This window comes from Streptococcus pluranimalium (assembly GCF_002953735.1).
Classification (GTDB): Bacteria; Bacillota; Bacilli; order Lactobacillales; family Streptococcaceae; genus Streptococcus; species Streptococcus pluranimalium.
This window is the reverse complement of record NZ_CP025536.1, coordinates 1069334-1086875: the sequence shown is the minus strand read 5'-3', so window position 1 is coordinate 1086875 and position 17542 is coordinate 1069334. Positions and strand designations below refer to the sequence as shown.

Here is a 17542-nt window from a genome sequence, read left to right as displayed (position 1 = left end):
TTACCCCTTTTACATAATCCGACATGATTTATTGGGTTATGTAAAGGGAAATACGGGAGGTTGTTGTGTATCCAATTATTAAACGTTTAATGGCTATCATTTTATCTTTGATAGCGATCATTATTTTAAGTCCAGTAATGTTGTTACTTGCACTTTTTATCAAACTTGATTCAAAAGGTCCTGTTTTGTTTAAACAAAAACGTTTCGGTAAAGATAAAAAATATTTTATGATATATAAGTACCGAAGCATGTATACTGATACTCCAGCTGATATGCCGACGCATTTGTTGAAAGATCCAAGTGCAATGATTACTAAAATTGGAAAATTCCTTAGAAAGACAAGTTTAGATGAACTTCCACAGTTATTTAATATTTTAAAGGGTGAAATGGCAATTGTAGGACCACGTCCAGCATTATGGAATCAATATGATTTGATTGAGCAACGCGATAAATACAATGCAAATGATATAAGGCCAGGACTAACTGGTTGGGCTCAAATTAATGGCCGTGATGAACTAGAAATTGATGAAAAAGCTAAGTTAGATGGTTATTATGTTGACCATTTAAATTTCGCCATGGATGTCAAATGCTTTATCGGAACTTTTATTAGTGTTTTAAAAAGTGATGGTGTAGTTGAAGGCGGCACAGGACAGAATGGGAAAAATAAATGAAAAAAGTTTTAATTACCGGTGCTAATTCTTATATTGGCACATCTTTCGAAAAATGGCTTGAGCAATCGGAGAATGATTACCATGTTGATACGTTGGATATGATTGATCCGAAATGGAGAGAGTTTGATTTTTCGAATTATGATTCCATTTTTCATGTCGCAGCTATTGTACATAAAAATGAAAAAAAGATGGACCCAACCCTTTATGATAAAGTTAATAGGGATTTGCCAATTGAATTAGCAACATTGGCAAAAAGTGCTGGTGTAGGGCAGTTTATTTTTCTTAGTAGCATGAGTGTTTATGGCCATGAACAAGAAATTATTACGAAGAGCACTGTTGAAAATCCGTCAACATACTATGGAAAAAGTAAGTTAGCTGCAGAAGAAGGATTGAAGAAGTTAGAAACAGAGAGTTTTGCTATGGTTATCATCAGGCCGCCAATGGTGTATGGACCAAATGCGACTGGAAATTACGCAAGACTTTCCAAACTCTCTAAGTTTACATTATTATTTCCAAAAATATCTAATCAAAGAAGTATGATATACATTGATAATCTACTTGAGTTTGTACGAAAATCGATAGATTTATCATTATCAGGGATATATTTCCCACAAAACAAGGAATATGTGAACACAAGCGAACTAGTTAAAATCATTCGTCAAGTCAATGGCAAAAGAACTTTATTAGTTTCCTTATTCAATCCAATGATAAAGTCATTCAATAATGTCACTCAAATCAATAAATTGTTTGGAAGTTTGGTCTATAATCAGAATCTTTCCCAGTATAATTTTAACTATCAAATAACTGATTTTGAAACCTCAGTCCATCTTTCGGAAAAAGAATTGATTTAAGCGCAAATAACATAGGAAGTAAAAATGCACGATAAGCCTTTATTAGGAAAAAAAATCCTTTTTTTCTGTCCTGCTTTTTTTGGATATGAATTAAAAATACGCGATAAAATGATTGACCTTGGAGCCGATGTTAGCTACTATAATGAACGTCCAATTGAAAAAAATTATCAAAAGGCTTTGCTGAAGATAAATCCAAATATCTTATCACGACAAACAGAGGACTATTTTTTTAATATTTTAAATGAAGTTAAAAATATAGCTTTTGATTATGTCTTTTTTCTCAAATGTGAGATGCCGACGGAACATATCCTTGAAGCCTATCGTTTAGCCTTTCCAAAGTCTATCTTTACCCTCTATATGTGGGATTCGTTATCAAATGTCGTTGATATTAGAAAAAAATTACCTTATTTTGATAAAGTTTATAGTTTTGATTTGGCAGATAGTAAATCTCATAAGGATATCTTTTTTAGACCGTTGTTTTTTGCAGATGATTTTAAAAGAACTTTTGATAGTAAAGTAACTTATCGGTATGATGTGAGTTTCCTAGGAACTATTCACTCGGATCGATATAAAATCATTAAACAAGTCCAAGCATTTCTAGAGGCTAATCGGAAATCCTACTATTTTTTTAATTTTTTACAAAGTCGCTTTATTTATTCTTTTTATTGCTTAACCAAGGCAGAATTTCGTGGAACTAAAGCGTCTGATTTTGATTTTATCAAATTATCCAGTTCTGATATTGCCGAGATAGTAGATGAATCTAAAGCCGTTTTGGATATTCAGCATCCAAAACAAACTGGTTTAACCATGCGTACAATTGAAATGATTGGGATGAATAAAAAAATCATCACAACGAATGCAGCTATCAAAGAATATGATTTTTATAATCCAACTAATATCTGTGTTATTGGTCGTGATGATATTACAATTGATCCTGAGTTTTTTGAAACTACTTATGAACCTTTGTCTACCGAGATTTATGATAAATATAGTCTTAGGCAATGGGTTCTCGATGTTCTAAAATAATTAAGGTGAGACAATGAAACTACAGAAATTATGGTGGTGGTTAAGATTACAATTCCGCAAACCCTTTTTTGCCCAAGTTGGTCAATCTTCTTATTTAGCCTCTTCAATTTCACTAGTAGGAACCAAGAATATTGCCATTGGAAATCGTGTCAGAATTTTTCCAGGCAACCGGATGGAAACTTATGATGGGGGTCGTATTATAATCGGCGATAACTGCTCAATAGGTCAAAATTTTCATATAGTATCTGCAAATTCTGATTTAAATATTGGAAAATCAACAACCATTTCTGGAAATGTTTTTATTACCAACGTTAATCACGATTATAAAAAAATCGGCGTCCATATTTTAGAACAAGATCTCGTCTTTCAAGAAACTATAATCGGCGAGAATTGTTTTATTGGTTTTGGTGCAACCATTCAAGCTGGTGCAAAGCTTGGAAAACAATGTATAGTTGGTAGTAACTCGGTAGTAATAGGAGATTTTCCAGATTACTCAGTAATCGCTGGAAGTCCAGCTAGGATCGTTAGAAAGTATGATGAGGAAACACAAGAATGGATAAAGCAGTAGATCTGGCATCTATTTCAGTAGTTATTCCAGTTTATAATGGGGAAGAGTCAATAGAAAGAGCCTTGGAATCAATCAGGAAACAAACTAAATTTGAATATATCAAGGAAATAATAGTTGTGAATGATGGTTCCACTGACCAAACAAGCCAAATTATTGAGCAGTATAGCCAAAACTTCCCCAGCCTTCCAATTAGCCTTATTAACCAAAACAATGGTGGTGTATCCTCAGCAAGAAATAAGGGAATGTCTGAGGCTCAAGGGAAGTGGATAGCTTTACTTGATTCTGATGATGAATGGTTTGAAGATAAAATCGAGAGACAGGTAGCTATTTTACAGGCTCATCCAGAAATTTTTTTACTTGGTGGTGATTTTCAACCGAAACCAATCTCAATTTTAGGGAGAAAAATCACAGGTTTGCATAGAGCAAAAGTTGAGGAGATTTGTATTGTAAACTTTCCTCAACCTTCAACTGCAATTTTTCAAAGTAGAGTGTTTGAAGAAATAGGTGGATACGATGTAACAAGAAGTTATGCTGAAGACGGTCAATATTTTTTAAAAATTTGTAATTTATATAATTGCTACTATCAACCTGGTCAGGTTGTTTTCTATGCAAGGGGAAAACGAGGTTTCGGTGCTTCAGGGCTTTCAGCAAATATGAAAGCAATGCACCAAGGAAACTTGCAAAATTTTAAGGAATTATATGATAATAATATAATTTCAAAACAATTTTATTATTTCATCATAATATTTGCCAGAGTAAAGTATTTAAGGAGAATTCTCATATCTTGGATAAGACAGACAAAAAACTCTTAATATATTTTAACAGCATGAATGCATTTGGTGGGATTGAGAGGGTCATTGCCAATCTTTCGAATCACCTTTGTAACTACTATGACATTACGATATTAGTGAAAGATGAGCCGATTTCCGCCTATCAATTGAATCAACGTATTACTCTGGACTCTTTACATGTTCCTTTAGAGATGGATATGACGTCTCGGTTTAGACGTATCCTAAGTGTTCCGGTAAATGCTATTAAATCAGTTCGAGCATTGCGAAGATACTTCAAAAATCATACTTTTGATGTCATTTATACAGCATTTCCGATGAATGGTTTAGAGATTTACCTTTCAAAAAAATACTATCGTAATAAGTTGATAGCGTCAGAACATGCATCTTATTATGCTTACAATAAGATTTATAGACTTGTTAAGCAGTATTTATACCCACGCTTACAAGCAATTTCTGTGCCAACTACAATGGATACCAATATTTATCAAGATTTAGGGTATCAATCATTTTATATGCCACATCTGACGACATTTGCTCCCAGCCTCACTCAGCCAGAAGATACCAAAACGATTATTAATGTAGGACGTCTGACTAGTGATAAACAGCAACTCCTTTTACTTCAAATTTGGGAAAAGGTTAATGAGAAATTGCCGGGTCATGAGTGGAAATTACAGATTATTGGCAGCGGAGAAGAAGAAGAAAGCCTTAAAGCTTACATTCAAACGAGAGGCTTAACCAATGTTGAAATGATTCCTCACACGACTAGAATTGCAGATTACTATAAGAATGCAGAGCTTTTTGCTTTTACGTCAAAGATGGAAGGATTTGGTATGGTTTTACTTGAAGCAATGTCCTTCGGCGTTCCTTGCCTTTCATTTGATTGCCCTAGTGGACCACGTGATATGATTTCAAATAATCAAAATGGTTACTTAGTGGAACCCTTTGATTTGGAGGCGTATGCCGAATGCATTTGCCAATATATACAATTAGATAGTTCTTCGAAGAATCGATACAAAGAAGCGGCTAAAGAGACAATTATCAACTGGGATAATGATGCAATTATTTCCTCTTGGCTAGAATTAATTTCAAAAATGGAGAAAAATAAATGAAGACGATTGCTTTTTACCTTCCTCAATTCCATGCTATTCCTGAGAATGACGAGTGGTGGGGCAAGGGATTTACAGAATGGACAAATATGAAGGCAGCCAAGCCTTTATTTGAAGGTCATCAACAGCCCCGTATTCCTTTGGATAATAACTATTACGATCTCTTGGATGAAAAAACGATGGAGTGGCAGGTCAAGCTAGCTCAAGAATACGGTTTATATGGGTTCTGTTTTTATCATTATTGGTTTGATGGACACATGTTGCTTGAAAAACCAATGGAAATGATGTTAAAAAATGAAAATATCAATTTCCCTTATTCTATTTGTTGGGCAAACGAGCCTTGGACCAATGCTTGGAAATCTGATGAAGATGCTAAAACCTTGATTGCACAACGCTATGGTGATGAGAAAGAATGGAAGGCTCATTTCGACTACTTATTGCAATTTTTTAATGACAAAAATTATATTACATTTGATGGTAAGCCTTTGTTAGTCCTTTATCGTCCGGAGATTGTGGATTGTCTGAATGATATGCTTGACTATTGGCAGGGTTTGGCAATTGAAGCTGGTTTCCCAGGTTTGTGTTTTGCCTACCAGCAGGTTTCTTATTATCTTTTGGAAAATAAAGATGAAAGTCGTTTCACTTATCGCATCGAGTATCAACCTGGTTATGCCAGATATGACGCCCAGAAGAATGCTGGTGGTATGACAAGTAAGCTATTGTCCGTTAAAACAGCTATACGAAGTACTGCTTCAAAGATTGATAAGACATTTGGGACCAATATTGCTGCTAATTTGACTAAATCGGGTACAAGTTTTGAAGATTATGATGAGCTTTGTCAGGCAATCATTAATCGTCATGGTGAAGATGAAAAATCAGTTGCGGGTATGTTTGTTGACTGGGACAACACCCCAAGAAGAGGGGGAAGAGGGCGTGTCTGCCTAGGATCGACACCAGAAAAATTCCAACATTATATGGCAGAACAGGTTAAAAACGTGAAAGAAACTTATTCAAATGACATGATATTTATTTTTGCTTGGAATGAGTGGGCAGAAGGTGGATACTTAGAGCCTGATGAAGAGAACCGTTATGCTTATTTAGAGGGATTGAGGGAAAGTTTAAAAGATGCATAATCATAACAAAATTACTCTCTCTCTACCAGTAAGTGCATGGTTACTACTTATTACGGTCTTTTCAGGGATTGTTATCAATATTGTAGTGAATATCTTGCCACTGAGTTTAGAAGAAAAGTTAATTATTTCGTTTGCCTTTGTGATAATTGCTTATAGTCAAATTTTTTTGACCTTAAAGATACTGTATAAGAATGTCAAATTTATTCATATCTTTTTACTATTGACAATACCTTTCTCATACGGACAACATTTTATTGCAATGTTTGATAGAGATTATTTATTTCAAAATCAAGATTATCATATACTAGACGGTCTTTTAGCAGATAGCAGTATTATTAATGCTTCATTTTTTATTATATTATTCCTTATTTTATTGACATTTGGCTATATCATTGTCAATAAACAGGAGAGCTATTCTCAAGAAATGATAACTAGAGAAGAAAAAACAACAGATAAAATTTTACTTTTTGTTGGGTTGCTTTTTCTTGCTATTTCTTTCATTCCTGCTTTCAAAGAAGTTCTAGGACAGTATAATTTAAGTAAAACTTATTCTTATTTGGCTAGAAGAAATTTAGAACACGAAAGCAACTACTTTCAACTTTTAGGAATATCATCAAGAGATACTTATTTAGCAGAATGGTTTTTACCTAGCCTATATATGATATTAATTTCCTTGAAAACTAAGCGAGCTCGAGTGATTCCTTATTTCATTTTGTTGGGTTATAGTTCTATATATTTATTGACTGGTTCGCGATTTATTTTGTTAAAGATGGCTATGGTTGTCTTCCTTATTGAATATTTTTGGCATCACTCTTTTTCCAAACAGGCCTTAAAGAAAATTTTTATATTAGCTCTTCCATTGGCAATAGTATTTAGTGTCATGACCAAGTTACGCGGGACAACGGATTACAACTATGCATCAATTGCTGACGGATTAGCAAATTATTTTAAAAGTAGTCCGTTGAATTCAACATTATGGGAAACAGGGATTACATTTACATCAGTGAGTAACGTTATTGATAAGGTTCCCAACAGCTTACCTTTCTTTGCAGGGAAATCCTATTTGGGGGCAGTTTTAATTTTATTACCTGCGTTTCTGAGATTTGGATTTACGGAGCGCTATACTTTTACAATAAGTAGTACATTGTCTCCCCTTTATTATAGAAGTAAATTATTTGGTTACGGATCTTCTATCTATGCTGAGCAATATTACAATTTTGGATATTTATCTCTAATAATCGCCATCTTTATAGGGATGATGTTCGGGTACTTTGAAAGAAAAGTTCATCAAAATAGTTTTAAACATAAGAGTAGTTCGTTTCTTATTTATTCCTTTATTTTAGGAGAACTTATTTATTCGGTTCGTAATGATCTCTATGCTATCCCAAGGGTGACTTTTATTAGCTTAGGAATTCCACTCATTGTAGTTTGGTTTATTCGTGAATTAATCAACAAGAGCATGTACCATAAAGGTGACAATCAGGAGGTGTCATAAAATGAAGATATTAGTGACAGGAGCAAATGGTTTTCTTGGCTTAGGCATTGTAACAGAGTTGCAAAACCGTGGTTGTGAAGTTGTCGCGACTGATTTTGATACGAGTCGGGTTGACGATAGAGCAACAAAAGTAGCGTGTGATTTATTTGATGTTAGTGATCCCTATCACTATTTCGGTGAACCAGATACGGTATTGCACTTAGCATGGCAGGATGGTTTTATACATCAAGCAGATAGTCATATTTTGAACTTGCCAAAGCATCACCTTTTTTTAAAAAACTTATACGATAGCCCAGTGAAACAAATTGCTGTTTTAGGGACAATGCATGAAGTTGGTTTTCATGAAGGAAGTGTCGATGAAGATTCAGTATGCAAACCGTTGAGCTTATACGGTATTTCTAAAAATGCTTTGCGATTGGATGCAGAGTACCTAGATAAAAACAATCCTAAAAATTTGCAATGGTTACGTGGTTTTTATATTGTGTCAAATACAGCTCAAGGCTCGTCTATTTTCTCAAAACTCTATCAGGCAGCACAAGAAGGGAAAAAAACATTTCCATTTACTCTTGGCTTAAATCAATTTGATTTTATCGATTACTCAGATTTCTGTGATCAAGTTGCTGCGGCTGTTTTACAATCTGAAGTTACTGGGACAATCAATATTTGTTCTGGTAGACCAGAAAAACTGGCAGATAGAGTAGAACGTTTTATTACTGAAAATCAGTTGGACATCTCTTTAGAATATGGGGCATTTCCAGACAGACCGTATGATTCGAAAGCTATCTGGGGAAATAATCATAAAATTACAGAAATTATGTCTAAGGATGCTAAGAATAGTGAGTATTTTGGAGAATAACCATGAAATTTGATACTAAGTATCTAACTTATAGAGGTAAGTTAGCGTACAAAATATTAAAAAAATTATATTTGAAAAGTTCTCTAACTCGTAAATTATTTTATCAATACATTAATAGATATGAGGGAGGGCAATTCTATTCAACAACTTTGCGTAGAATTTTTAAAGAAACCAGAAATATTGATGTTCAAATTGGGAGTTATGGATGTTTTACTGATGGTTTTCGTCCTAATGTCACTGTTGGTGCATATTGTTCAATTGCCCCTGGTGTCCAGCGTTTAGTTGGAAATCATCCATATGATAATATTTCTACCTATCCATTGTTCTATAAAAAAGATTTTGGGGCGTTAACAGAGACTCGATATGACGAAAAACAGTTATCAATAGGACACGATGTGTGGATAGGTGTTAATGCAATTATTACTGGGAATGTACAAAATATAGGTAGTGGAGCCATCATCGGTGCAGGAGCGGTTGTAACACATGATGTCGAACCGTATACAATTGTTGCAGGGGTACCTGCACGACAGATTGGTGTCCGTTTTTCAGAGCCTATTCAGGAACAATTGGAAAAATCCAAATGGTGGGAGCTCACTCCGGATGAATTAGCACCGATGGCAGAGTTGGCAAATCAACCTGAAGCATTTATAAAAAAGTCACTGAGAAGGTGAGAGACACTAGAGAATGACAGAAGAAAAGCAGCTTATAAATTATAAAAAAATAAGCACCTATTATATGATAGGAACATTATTAAATCAAGGAATTTCATTTATTACCGTTCCTATCTTCAGTAGATTGTTAAGTCCATTTGACTATGGTATCGTAAACACTTATACATCGTGGGTTGCGATTGTTTCAATGATTATTAGCTGCGCGGTTTATATGGGTATTCGCTCAGCTTTTATTGAGTACGAAGAGAAAATCGATGATGTAATGTCTAGCCTAACCAGTTTAACCTTGTTAAATGGTTGCATAGGTCTCTTGGTCAGTCTAGTGGTAATAAGCCTTGGAGTTGGGTCTCCCTTATTGATTCTACTGGGGTTGGGTAATGCGTTAGGCCAAGCTTTATTGCAAAATTATTCGATGTATCTAATGATGAGATACGAATATCAATTTAGAACATTTTTATTGATTGTACCTAATTTACTTGCGGTTATTATTTCTCTAGTAGCCGTCGTATTCCTTTTCTCGGATGTCCCTTATTTGGGAAGGATTTTGCCAATGGCTTTAACGCAACTAGCTTTTGGTATCTTTGTGACTTTCTTAGCTTATCGTAAAAGTTTAAACCTTTGGAATAACAGATATGTAACATTTGCTTTAAAAATTTCGCTTCCCTTGGTACTACATGGGATTGCTCTCAATTTACTCTCTCAGTCAGACCGTTTGATGATTACAGCCTTTAGAACAGCTAGTGAAACTGGAATTTATAGCTTGGTCTATAATTTAGGAATGCTGGCAACTGTTATTACGACAGGTTTAGATGGTGTTTGGATTCCATGGTTTACAAATCGTTTGAAGCAAGGAGAAGTTGAAATAATTAACCAACAGGTGAAGTATTATATTACATTCATGACTTTAGCGATGTCAGGATTAGTATTGGTTGGTCCAGAAATTGTAAAAATACTTGCAGATAGCAAATACTGGTCTGGTATTGCCATCGTTCCACCTATTGTATTAGCTAATTTTTTGGTTTTTGCCTATACTTTATATGTTAATGTTGAACATTACTACAAAAAGTCGGTATATATCACTTCTTATACCTTGATTGCAGCATCATGTAACATCGCGACAAATTATTTCTTTATTCCTAAATATGGTTATGTTGCAGCAGCTTTTACGACACTGTTTTCATATGGAGTATCTTTTTTCTTGCATGCTAGATATTCAAAAATGTTAAATCCACATCTCTATCCAATGACTTACTTTGCACGACCATTTTTCAGTCTGGTTATCGTGGTTGCAATTTTTTACCTCTTTATGGACAATCCACTTGTGCGTTGGGCAATAGCGATCATTTTAGTTATTTATGAAGCATGGTATAATCGTGAGATTCTCTTAGCACAAGTAAAAAGCTTCAAGTGAAATTGAGCAAGTAAGAATTTTGAAACAGAAAGATAAAATATGACAAGGATAATAACTTATTTAAAAAATGGTTTTCTTAATGGTTTGGTCTGTCTTTTGAATGTCTTCATTCGCAGGGACAACTCGGTTATTTTGATTGGTAGTTGGATGGGAGAAAAGTTTGCAGACAATTCTCGTTTTTTGTACCAATATCTTCATCACGAAAAAAAACGTTTATCATTGAAACGTGTCATTTGGGTCACTCGAAGTGAGCAACTTTTACAAGAACTATCGGAAATGGGATATGAAGTTTACCTTTGCGGAACTAGACAAAGTTTTTACTGGCATCTAAAAGCCGGTATCCATATTGTCTGTAATGCAATTTATGTACTGCAAAATGGTCGTTTTAAACCCGATATTGAAACCTCGCTATCTTATGGAACAAAACGCATTCAACTTTGGCATGGCATTGCCATAAAATCTGTTGGAGCGGCTTCCAACGAAACAAAGCAAAACCATCATTTGGCAGAAAAAACTAGTATTTCATGGCTAAAAACCTTTCTTTCTAGAGGAGGATGGGCAGATTACTACTTGTTATCAACAAGTGAAAAGAACAAAGAAGACAATTATCAAATTTCACGTTGCCCTAGAAACAATATTTTTATTTCATCATATCCTAGAACATTTGAATGCCTAGAGTTGCTTTCAAAAGAGATGGATGTATTAAATGATATAAATCAATTTAAAACTAAAATCATTTATTTACCCACTTTTAGAAGTACTTATAATCATTATCAGCATCCTTTGACAAATGAAAAATTAGTGAACTATCTTGAAGAAAATCAAATTCTTTGGATTGAAAAACAGCATTCGGCTTCTAATTTTTCTACAGCCGATTTTAAGTCGCTAAAAAATGTATATTTTTTAAATGAAAATTTTGATGTCAATGTTTTGTATGAACATGTAGACGGAGTTGTATCGGATTACTCATCAGCAGTTTTTGATGCGGTATATCGAAATGTTCCAATTGTGATGTACACACCTGATGTTGAAGAATTTAGAACAGGTGATGTTGGTCTCTTATTTGATTTAGAAGATTATTGTAGTTCTTTGATGGTGGAAACTTCAGAAGAATTACTAGATATGATTGATGATGTTCATCAAAATTACTTTACTGATAAGCGTATTTCTGATTATGAAAGAATTATGACTCTTTTCTATGACAATCGCCAATCCACATATGAAGAATTTTGGAAAGATATTATCAGTCTTTAACAGAAAGGATTAATTATGAAACGTGTAATCACTTATGGAACATTTGATTTGCTTCATTATGGACATATTAACTTATTAAAAAGAGCCAAGTCACTAGGAGATTATCTTATTGTTGTTATTTCTACGGATGAGTTTAATTGGGTAGAAAAGCAGAAAAAGTGTTATTTCTCTTATGAGCAACGTAAATCTTTAGTGGAAGCGATTCGTTATGTTGATTTGGTTATTCCTGAGACTACCTGGGAACAAAAGAAAACGGATATGCATGAATATCATATTGATACTTTTGTCATGGGAAATGACTGGAAAGGAAAATTTGATTTTTTGCGAGATGAAGGAGTAGAAGTTGTTTACTTAGATAGAACTCCTGAGATTAGTACTAGTCAGATAAAATATGATTTAAAAAAATAATTTTGAAGTACATAGAAAAAAGAACAGATAGACTTGATATAATTCTTATCAAAGGCTCATTGTTAACTGTAGCGGGTGACTTGCACAAAAAGGGAGCATTACAGCCTTTTGAATTCACTTTGAGACATGGTCACTTTCGACTTGCTATTCTTATTCAATGAAAATCAAGTACTGTTCTGCGTCTTTTTTTGGCTCTTCGTCAACTGTAGTGGGTGACTTATAGCTAACACCTAGAGAGAATCGTTCCGGTTCTCTCTATTTGTCTCTTTCCGGTTTTCGAGAGACAACCTAAAAGGGTCACTCCCCTGCCCCTTTTAGTATTCAAAGCGATCAAAATTTTAGTTTTAAAGTTCTTGAATCCAAAAGCTTGTCGTTTGATATCTTTGATGAGTTTGTTGGTTGCCTCAAGCTTCGCGTTAGAATAGGGAAGTTCCAAGGTGTTGATGATATAGTCCTTGTATCTTAAAAAGGTTTTGAAGATCGTTTGAAATTCTTTATTCACAGTCTCCAGATGCTCCTCAATCAAGTCAAAAAAGTGGCTAGCTTGTTTCTCTTGAAAGTGAAAGAGTAAGAGTTGATAAAGGTCATAGTAAAAATGCAGTTCCTCAGAGAAAGGTAAGGTTTTCTTGACGACTTACCGAGGGGTGAAGGTTTGTCTAAAGGTCCTTGAATAGAACGTCTCCAGAGATAGTTTGCGACTCTCTTTTTGTAAGATTCGCCAGTGATTCTTCATAGCATGGTAAGGAAGTGATTGCGTGTCAAAGCTCTTCATGATGGCAATTCTCGTAGCCATCATAGCCCTACTTAGGTGTTGGATGATGTGAAAATGATCAAGGACAATACGAGCGTTTGGGAGTGAAAGAGTCCAGTGGACTATTTCAACCTGAGCCTAAAAATAAGATAGCGAGGGTCTTGATGATGGGTATATAACTCCCAGACATGTCAACAGTGACGACTTTGGCCGTTTCTCGAACTTTTTTGGGGAATGTGTAGAAGAAGTTCTTAACCGTGGTTTGCTTATTGTCTTCAAGGACAGTGACGATTTGTCTGGTCTCAAAATCTTGAGCAATAAAGGCTAGCTACCCCTTGTTTCTTGAAAATTCATCCCAAGACAGAACGGCAGGTAGCTTATCGAAAGTTTCTTTGATTTGGAAGTTTTCGAGTTGTCTTTGGACAGTCGTTGCTGAGACATGACATTGCCTAGCGATAGCGGCATTGCTTGAGGACTCAGTTAGAAGTTGAGTGATTTTAGCCCAGACCGGTTGCGAGATTTAGCAGTTTCTTTTAACTAATGGGCTTTGTGCAACGACAACCTTACGACAGCTTTTGCATTGAAAGCGTCGTTTCTTGAGTTTTAAGAGGGTTGGCATGCCTTGAACATCCAAAATCGGGATGGTTGATGGTTTTTGAAAATCGTATTTGATCATATTTCCACAACAAAAAGGAGAAGCAGGTACTAGATAATCAAGTTTAGCCCGTATTTCAATATGAGTTTGGTGTTTCAAAACAAAAGAATAGTGATATTGTTATCTTTCAATCCGATCAAATCTGTGATATTCTTAAATAGTTCCATATGACACTTTCTAATGAGTTGTTTGACGCTTTTCATTATAAGTCATGTGGGACTTTTTTGATAAAATCAAAAAGCCCTATAACATCCGCAGTGGATTTACCCACTACAAATTATAGAGCCCAATTTTCTTGGAAGGTTGATGTTTGGTAAGCATCCAATAATAAGAATCGAGGAGTCACTACAAAGTGGCTTTTTAAATATCGTGAAATCCTTTCCTTTTCATGGTATAATGGGGAAACGATAAGATTTAAGGAGAGTATGTTTATGTCTACTATTGATTTTAAAGCTGAAGTTGATAAACGTCGTGAGGATATGATGGCGGATTTGTTTACGCTTTTGAGTATCAATTCTGAGCGTGATGATAGTCAAGCTGATGAGAAGCATCCATTTGGTCCTGGTCCAGTTAAGGCTTTGGAAGCTTTCTTAGAGATTGCTAAGCGTGATGGCTACAAGACACGTAATATCGATAACTACGCTGGCGAGTTTGAGTTTGGTGACGGCGATGAGGTCATGGGGATTTTCGGTCACCTTGATGTTGTTCCCGCAGGCTCTGGCTGGGATACTGATCCGTATACACCTGTTATCAAAGATGGTCGTCTTTATGCGCGTGGAGCATCCGATGACAAAGGGCCAACTATGGCTTGTTATTATGGTCTTAAAATCATTAAAGAACTTGGTCTTCCAGTATCTAAAAAAGTTCGCTTTGTTGTTGGTACTGATGAAGAGTCTGGTTGGGCTGATATGGACTATTACTTTGAGCACGCTGGTGTCGCAAAACCTGATTTTGGTTTTTCTCCAGATGCTGAATTCCCGATCATCAACGGTGAAAAAGGTAATATCACAGAATACCTTCACTTCTCAGGTGATAATAATGGTGCTGTTGTCCTTCATAAATTTGAAGGCGGTCTCCGTGAAAATATGGTTCCTGAGTCAGCAACAGCTCTTATTTCAGGTGACATCGACTTTGAAGACTTGTCTGAAAAACTTCGTGCCTTCAATGCTGAGAATAACTTGACAGGTGAGATTGCGCAAGACAGTGATGCTAATGTATCAATCACGATTAATGGAAAATCTGCCCACGGCTCAATGCCTTATAAAGGTGTTAATGGAGCAACTTTCCTTGCTAAATTCTTACAAGATTTGGCATTTGAAGCTGCAGCACGTGATTTTATTGATGTAACAGCTAATATCCTTCACGAAGACTTTGAAGCTGAGAAACTTGGTTTAGCTCATACAGATGACAAGATGGGTTCTGTTAGCATGAATGCTGGTGTCTTCTCATTCCTGAAAGAAGAAGGAGATAATACTATTGCACTTAACTTCCGTTACCCTAAAGGAACGGATGCTCAAGTCCTTAAAGCTGGTCTTGAAAAAATTGCTGGTGTTGAAAAAGTGACCTTGTCAGATCATGATCAAGCACCTCACTATGTATCTGCTGACGATCCATTAGTGGAAACACTCCTAAGTGTTTATGAAAAGCATACTGGTCTAAAAGGGCATGAGCAAGTGATCGGCGGAGGTACATTCGGTCGACTCTTGGAACGTGGAGTTGCCTTTGGTGCTCTATTCCCAGATTCTATCGATACCATGCACCAAGCCAACGAATTTTCAGATGTTGAAGAACTCTTCACAGCAGCTGCTATTTATGCAGAAGGTATTTATGAGTTAATCAAATAAGTCGAAAGGATTGCTAGGCAATCCTTTTTGATTGATTTCGCATTGACTATGAGATGATTTTTTATAAGAAAAAAGGTATAATGAAACGAGTTATGATGCCTAGGAGTAGAAATAATGATTGAAGTAATTAGACCTGAGTTGGCTAAATATCACCAACAAAAGTTGGGAGACTATCAAGCAGCTAATGATCGAGATCCTAAAGATGCTATTGTTTTTACGGGAGATTCGATAATTGAATTTTTTCCCTTAAAGAAATTTTTGGGACGTGACCAAGTTCTTTTAAATAGAGGTATTGCTGGCACCGATACGAATTGGCTAAAAGACCATCTTAAAGAACAGGTCTTAGCCCTAGACCCTGATAAGCTATTTATTTTAATTGGAACGAACGATCTGGGTCTTGGCTATGATGATGAGCATATCTTTAGAAATATTGAGATCATTTTGCAGACCATTCAGTTTGAATCCATTGCGACTAAGGTGTATCTCTTGTCAATCTTGCCAGTCAGTCATAAAAAGGAGTATCAGGCAAAGGTAAAAATGCGAAATAACCATGATATCCAGGTTTTAAATCGTCAATTTGAAGGACAACTTCTAGCAGAATATATTGACCTTTATCCCCATTTATTGGATGAGGAGGGGAACTTGGCTGACGAGTTTACAACAGATGGTTTGCATTTAAGTCAAAAAGGTTATGCCATTATAGCTGAACAGTTGAAACCTTATTTAGATAGTTAAAGGAGAAATTGTGAAAATAACAAAAAAAGAAGTAGGTTATATTGTCCTTACTTTCTTTCTCTGTTTTGGTATTTACCGAAATTGGGAAAATAGTGCTAGTCTGATCAAGACTTTTTGGAACGCTTTAAATCCTTTTTTAGTTGGTGCAGGTATTGCTTATATTATCAACCTTGTGATGTATCCTTATGAAACATGGTTTGAGCGATTCATCAAATGGCCTTTTCTAGTAAGGTTTAAGCGTGGCATTACTATGCTTTTGGCATATCTAACATTTATTTTAGTGATCGTTTGGATTTTTTCAATTGTTATTCCAGATTTAATATCAAGCCTACAGTTACTCTTAAAAGTTGATACAGATGCTGTTTCAAAAATCATTTCGGAACTGAATGATAATAAGGTGATTGATCGAATACTGGATATTTTTGGTCAACATTCAGATATCAGCTCAACCATTTCTAAATATACCCAGCAAATCACTAATCAGTTATTATCAGTCTTGACGAATATCGTGACCTCTGTTTCGAATATCGCTTCAACGATTATCAATGTTTTTGTCAGTTTTGTTTTCTCTATCTATGTTTTGGCAAAAAAGGAAATCTTGATTCGTCAAGCAGGAACTTTGACCAAAGTTTATACAGGTAAATGGGCGTCAAACATTTTTTACTTAACTGAGATTCTCCATGATCGTTTTCATAACTTTTTTGTTGGACAGACTGTAGAGGCTATTATTTTAGGGACGCTAACTGCGATTGGAATGTTTATCCTAGGCTTTCCTTATGCTGTTACTGTAGGAGTATTGATTGCCTTTACAGCTTTGATACCAATTGTAGGTGCTTTTATCGGCGCAGGAGTTGGCTTTATTTTAATAGCTACAGAATCGTTTCAATCGGCTGTTTTCTTTATTATCTTTTTAGTCATCTTGCAACAGTTGGAGAGCAATCTCATCTATCCTAAAGTCGTTGGTAATTCAATCGGTCTTCCAGGAATGTGGGTACTTTTAGCGATAACAGTTGGTGGTGCTGTTAGTGGTATTTCAGGAATGCTAGTTGCTGTGCCGCTTGCTGGAACGCTCTATCAAGTCCTTAAGGATAATGTAAGAGCAAGACAAAAGAGACAAGAAGTGCCTACTAGACAAGTTAGACCACCGCATTATTAATATTACAATCAAATCAATAGGAAATTTGAAAAACTTTCTATTAGCAGTTAAATCATTTAAAATAGCTTAGAATCAACGTTGCGTGGTAACGTCATTCTAAGCTATTTTTTGTTTTTTAAGTTTTTTGACTAGCTTTTTTGATAGTTTTACGAATATATAG

General features: G+C 35.3%; 16 protein-coding genes and 1 pseudogene. 16 read left to right on the top strand and 1 reads right to left on the bottom strand.

The features are described 5' to 3' along the window. The first annotated feature begins 65 nt into the window (after positions 1-65). The 13 genes from C0J00_RS05600 to tagD all read left to right on the top strand — a co-directional run bounded on the left by C0J00_RS05600 (position 66) and on the right by tagD (position 12241). Positions 66-671 (top strand): sugar transferase, encoded by a 606-nt coding sequence (locus C0J00_RS05600; protein ID WP_104967945.1) that lies wholly within the window; start codon positions 66-68, stop codon positions 669-671. Next, positions 668-1522, top strand: a complete 855-nt coding sequence (locus tag C0J00_RS05595; RefSeq protein ID WP_104967944.1) for an NAD-dependent epimerase/dehydratase family protein — start codon at positions 668-670, stop codon at positions 1520-1522. Before C0J00_RS05600 ends, C0J00_RS05595 begins: the two co-directional genes overlap by 4 nt. Before the next feature lie 108 nt (positions 1523-1630). Further along, the gene (locus tag C0J00_RS05590) at positions 1631-2548 is read left to right on the top strand and encodes a capsular biosynthesis protein CpsH (RefSeq protein WP_233995824.1); all 918 of its coding nucleotides are present in this window, start codon (positions 1631-1633) and stop codon (positions 2546-2548) included. A 13-nt stretch (positions 2549-2561) separates the two neighbouring features. Continuing rightward, complete coding sequence (locus tag C0J00_RS05585) at positions 2562-3116, top strand: acyltransferase (protein WP_104967942.1); 555 nt, start codon at positions 2562-2564, stop codon at positions 3114-3116. Continuing rightward, positions 3101-3928 carry a glycosyltransferase family 2 protein gene (locus C0J00_RS05580; protein WP_104967941.1) on the top strand — a complete coding sequence of 276 codons (828 nt, stop codon included), beginning with the start codon at positions 3101-3103 and terminating at the stop codon, positions 3926-3928. Before C0J00_RS05585 ends, C0J00_RS05580 begins: the two co-directional genes overlap by 16 nt. Then, complete coding sequence (locus tag C0J00_RS05575) at positions 3901-5016, top strand: glycosyltransferase (protein WP_104967940.1); 1116 nt, start codon at positions 3901-3903, stop codon at positions 5014-5016. The genes C0J00_RS05580 and C0J00_RS05575 overlap by 28 nt, the downstream gene beginning before the upstream one ends. Then, positions 5013-6146 carry a glycosyltransferase WbsX family protein gene (locus tag C0J00_RS05570; protein WP_104967939.1) on the top strand — a complete coding sequence of 378 codons (1134 nt, stop codon included), beginning with the start codon at positions 5013-5015 and terminating at the stop codon, positions 6144-6146. Before C0J00_RS05575 ends, C0J00_RS05570 begins: the two co-directional genes overlap by 4 nt. Further along, the gene (wzy, locus tag C0J00_RS05565) at positions 6139-7641 is read left to right on the top strand and encodes an O-antigen polysaccharide polymerase Wzy (RefSeq protein WP_104967938.1); all 1503 of its coding nucleotides are present in this window, start codon (positions 6139-6141) and stop codon (positions 7639-7641) included. The genes C0J00_RS05570 and wzy overlap by 8 nt, the downstream gene beginning before the upstream one ends. A gap of 1 nt (position 7642) precedes the next feature. Then, entirely contained in the window at positions 7643-8497 is an 855-nt protein-coding gene (locus C0J00_RS05560; RefSeq protein WP_104967937.1) for an NAD-dependent epimerase/dehydratase family protein, read from the top strand. A gap of 2 nt (positions 8498-8499) precedes the next feature. Continuing rightward, positions 8500-9168 (top strand): CatB-related O-acetyltransferase, encoded by a 669-nt coding sequence (locus tag C0J00_RS05555; RefSeq protein ID WP_104967936.1) that lies wholly within the window; start codon positions 8500-8502, stop codon positions 9166-9168. Between the two features lie 64 nt (positions 9169-9232). Then, a complete protein-coding gene (locus tag C0J00_RS05550; RefSeq protein WP_233995823.1) occupies positions 9233-10579 on the top strand; it encodes a lipopolysaccharide biosynthesis protein in 1347 nt (448 codons plus the stop codon). A 39-nt stretch (positions 10580-10618) separates the two neighbouring features. Then, entirely contained in the window at positions 10619-11833 is a 1215-nt protein-coding gene (locus C0J00_RS05545) for a CDP-glycerol glycerophosphotransferase family protein (protein WP_104967934.1), read from the top strand. Positions 11834-11848: 15 nt separating this feature from the next. Then, positions 11849-12241: a glycerol-3-phosphate cytidylyltransferase gene (gene tagD / locus C0J00_RS05540; protein ID WP_104967933.1), complete on the top strand. Its 393-nt coding sequence runs from the start codon at positions 11849-11851 to the stop codon at positions 12239-12241. A 223-nt stretch (positions 12242-12464) separates the two neighbouring features. Here the strand turns inward: tagD and C0J00_RS05535 are convergent. Then, positions 12465-13814: pseudogene (locus C0J00_RS05535) on the bottom strand (transposase). A 264-nt stretch (positions 13815-14078) separates the two neighbouring features. Here C0J00_RS05535 and pepV point away from each other — a divergent pair. From pepV to C0J00_RS05520, 3 genes are all read left to right on the top strand, one after another. Then, positions 14079-15491, top strand: coding sequence for a dipeptidase PepV (pepV, locus tag C0J00_RS05530; RefSeq protein ID WP_104967932.1), 1413 nt, complete (start codon positions 14079-14081; stop codon positions 15489-15491). A 114-nt stretch (positions 15492-15605) separates the two neighbouring features. After that, positions 15606-16226 (top strand): SGNH/GDSL hydrolase family protein, encoded by a 621-nt coding sequence (locus C0J00_RS05525; RefSeq protein WP_104967931.1) that lies wholly within the window; start codon positions 15606-15608, stop codon positions 16224-16226. 10 nt (positions 16227-16236) lie between these two features. Further along, entirely contained in the window at positions 16237-17382 is a 1146-nt protein-coding gene (locus tag C0J00_RS05520; RefSeq protein ID WP_104967930.1) for an AI-2E family transporter, read from the top strand. Positions 17383-17542: the final 160 nt, after the last annotated feature.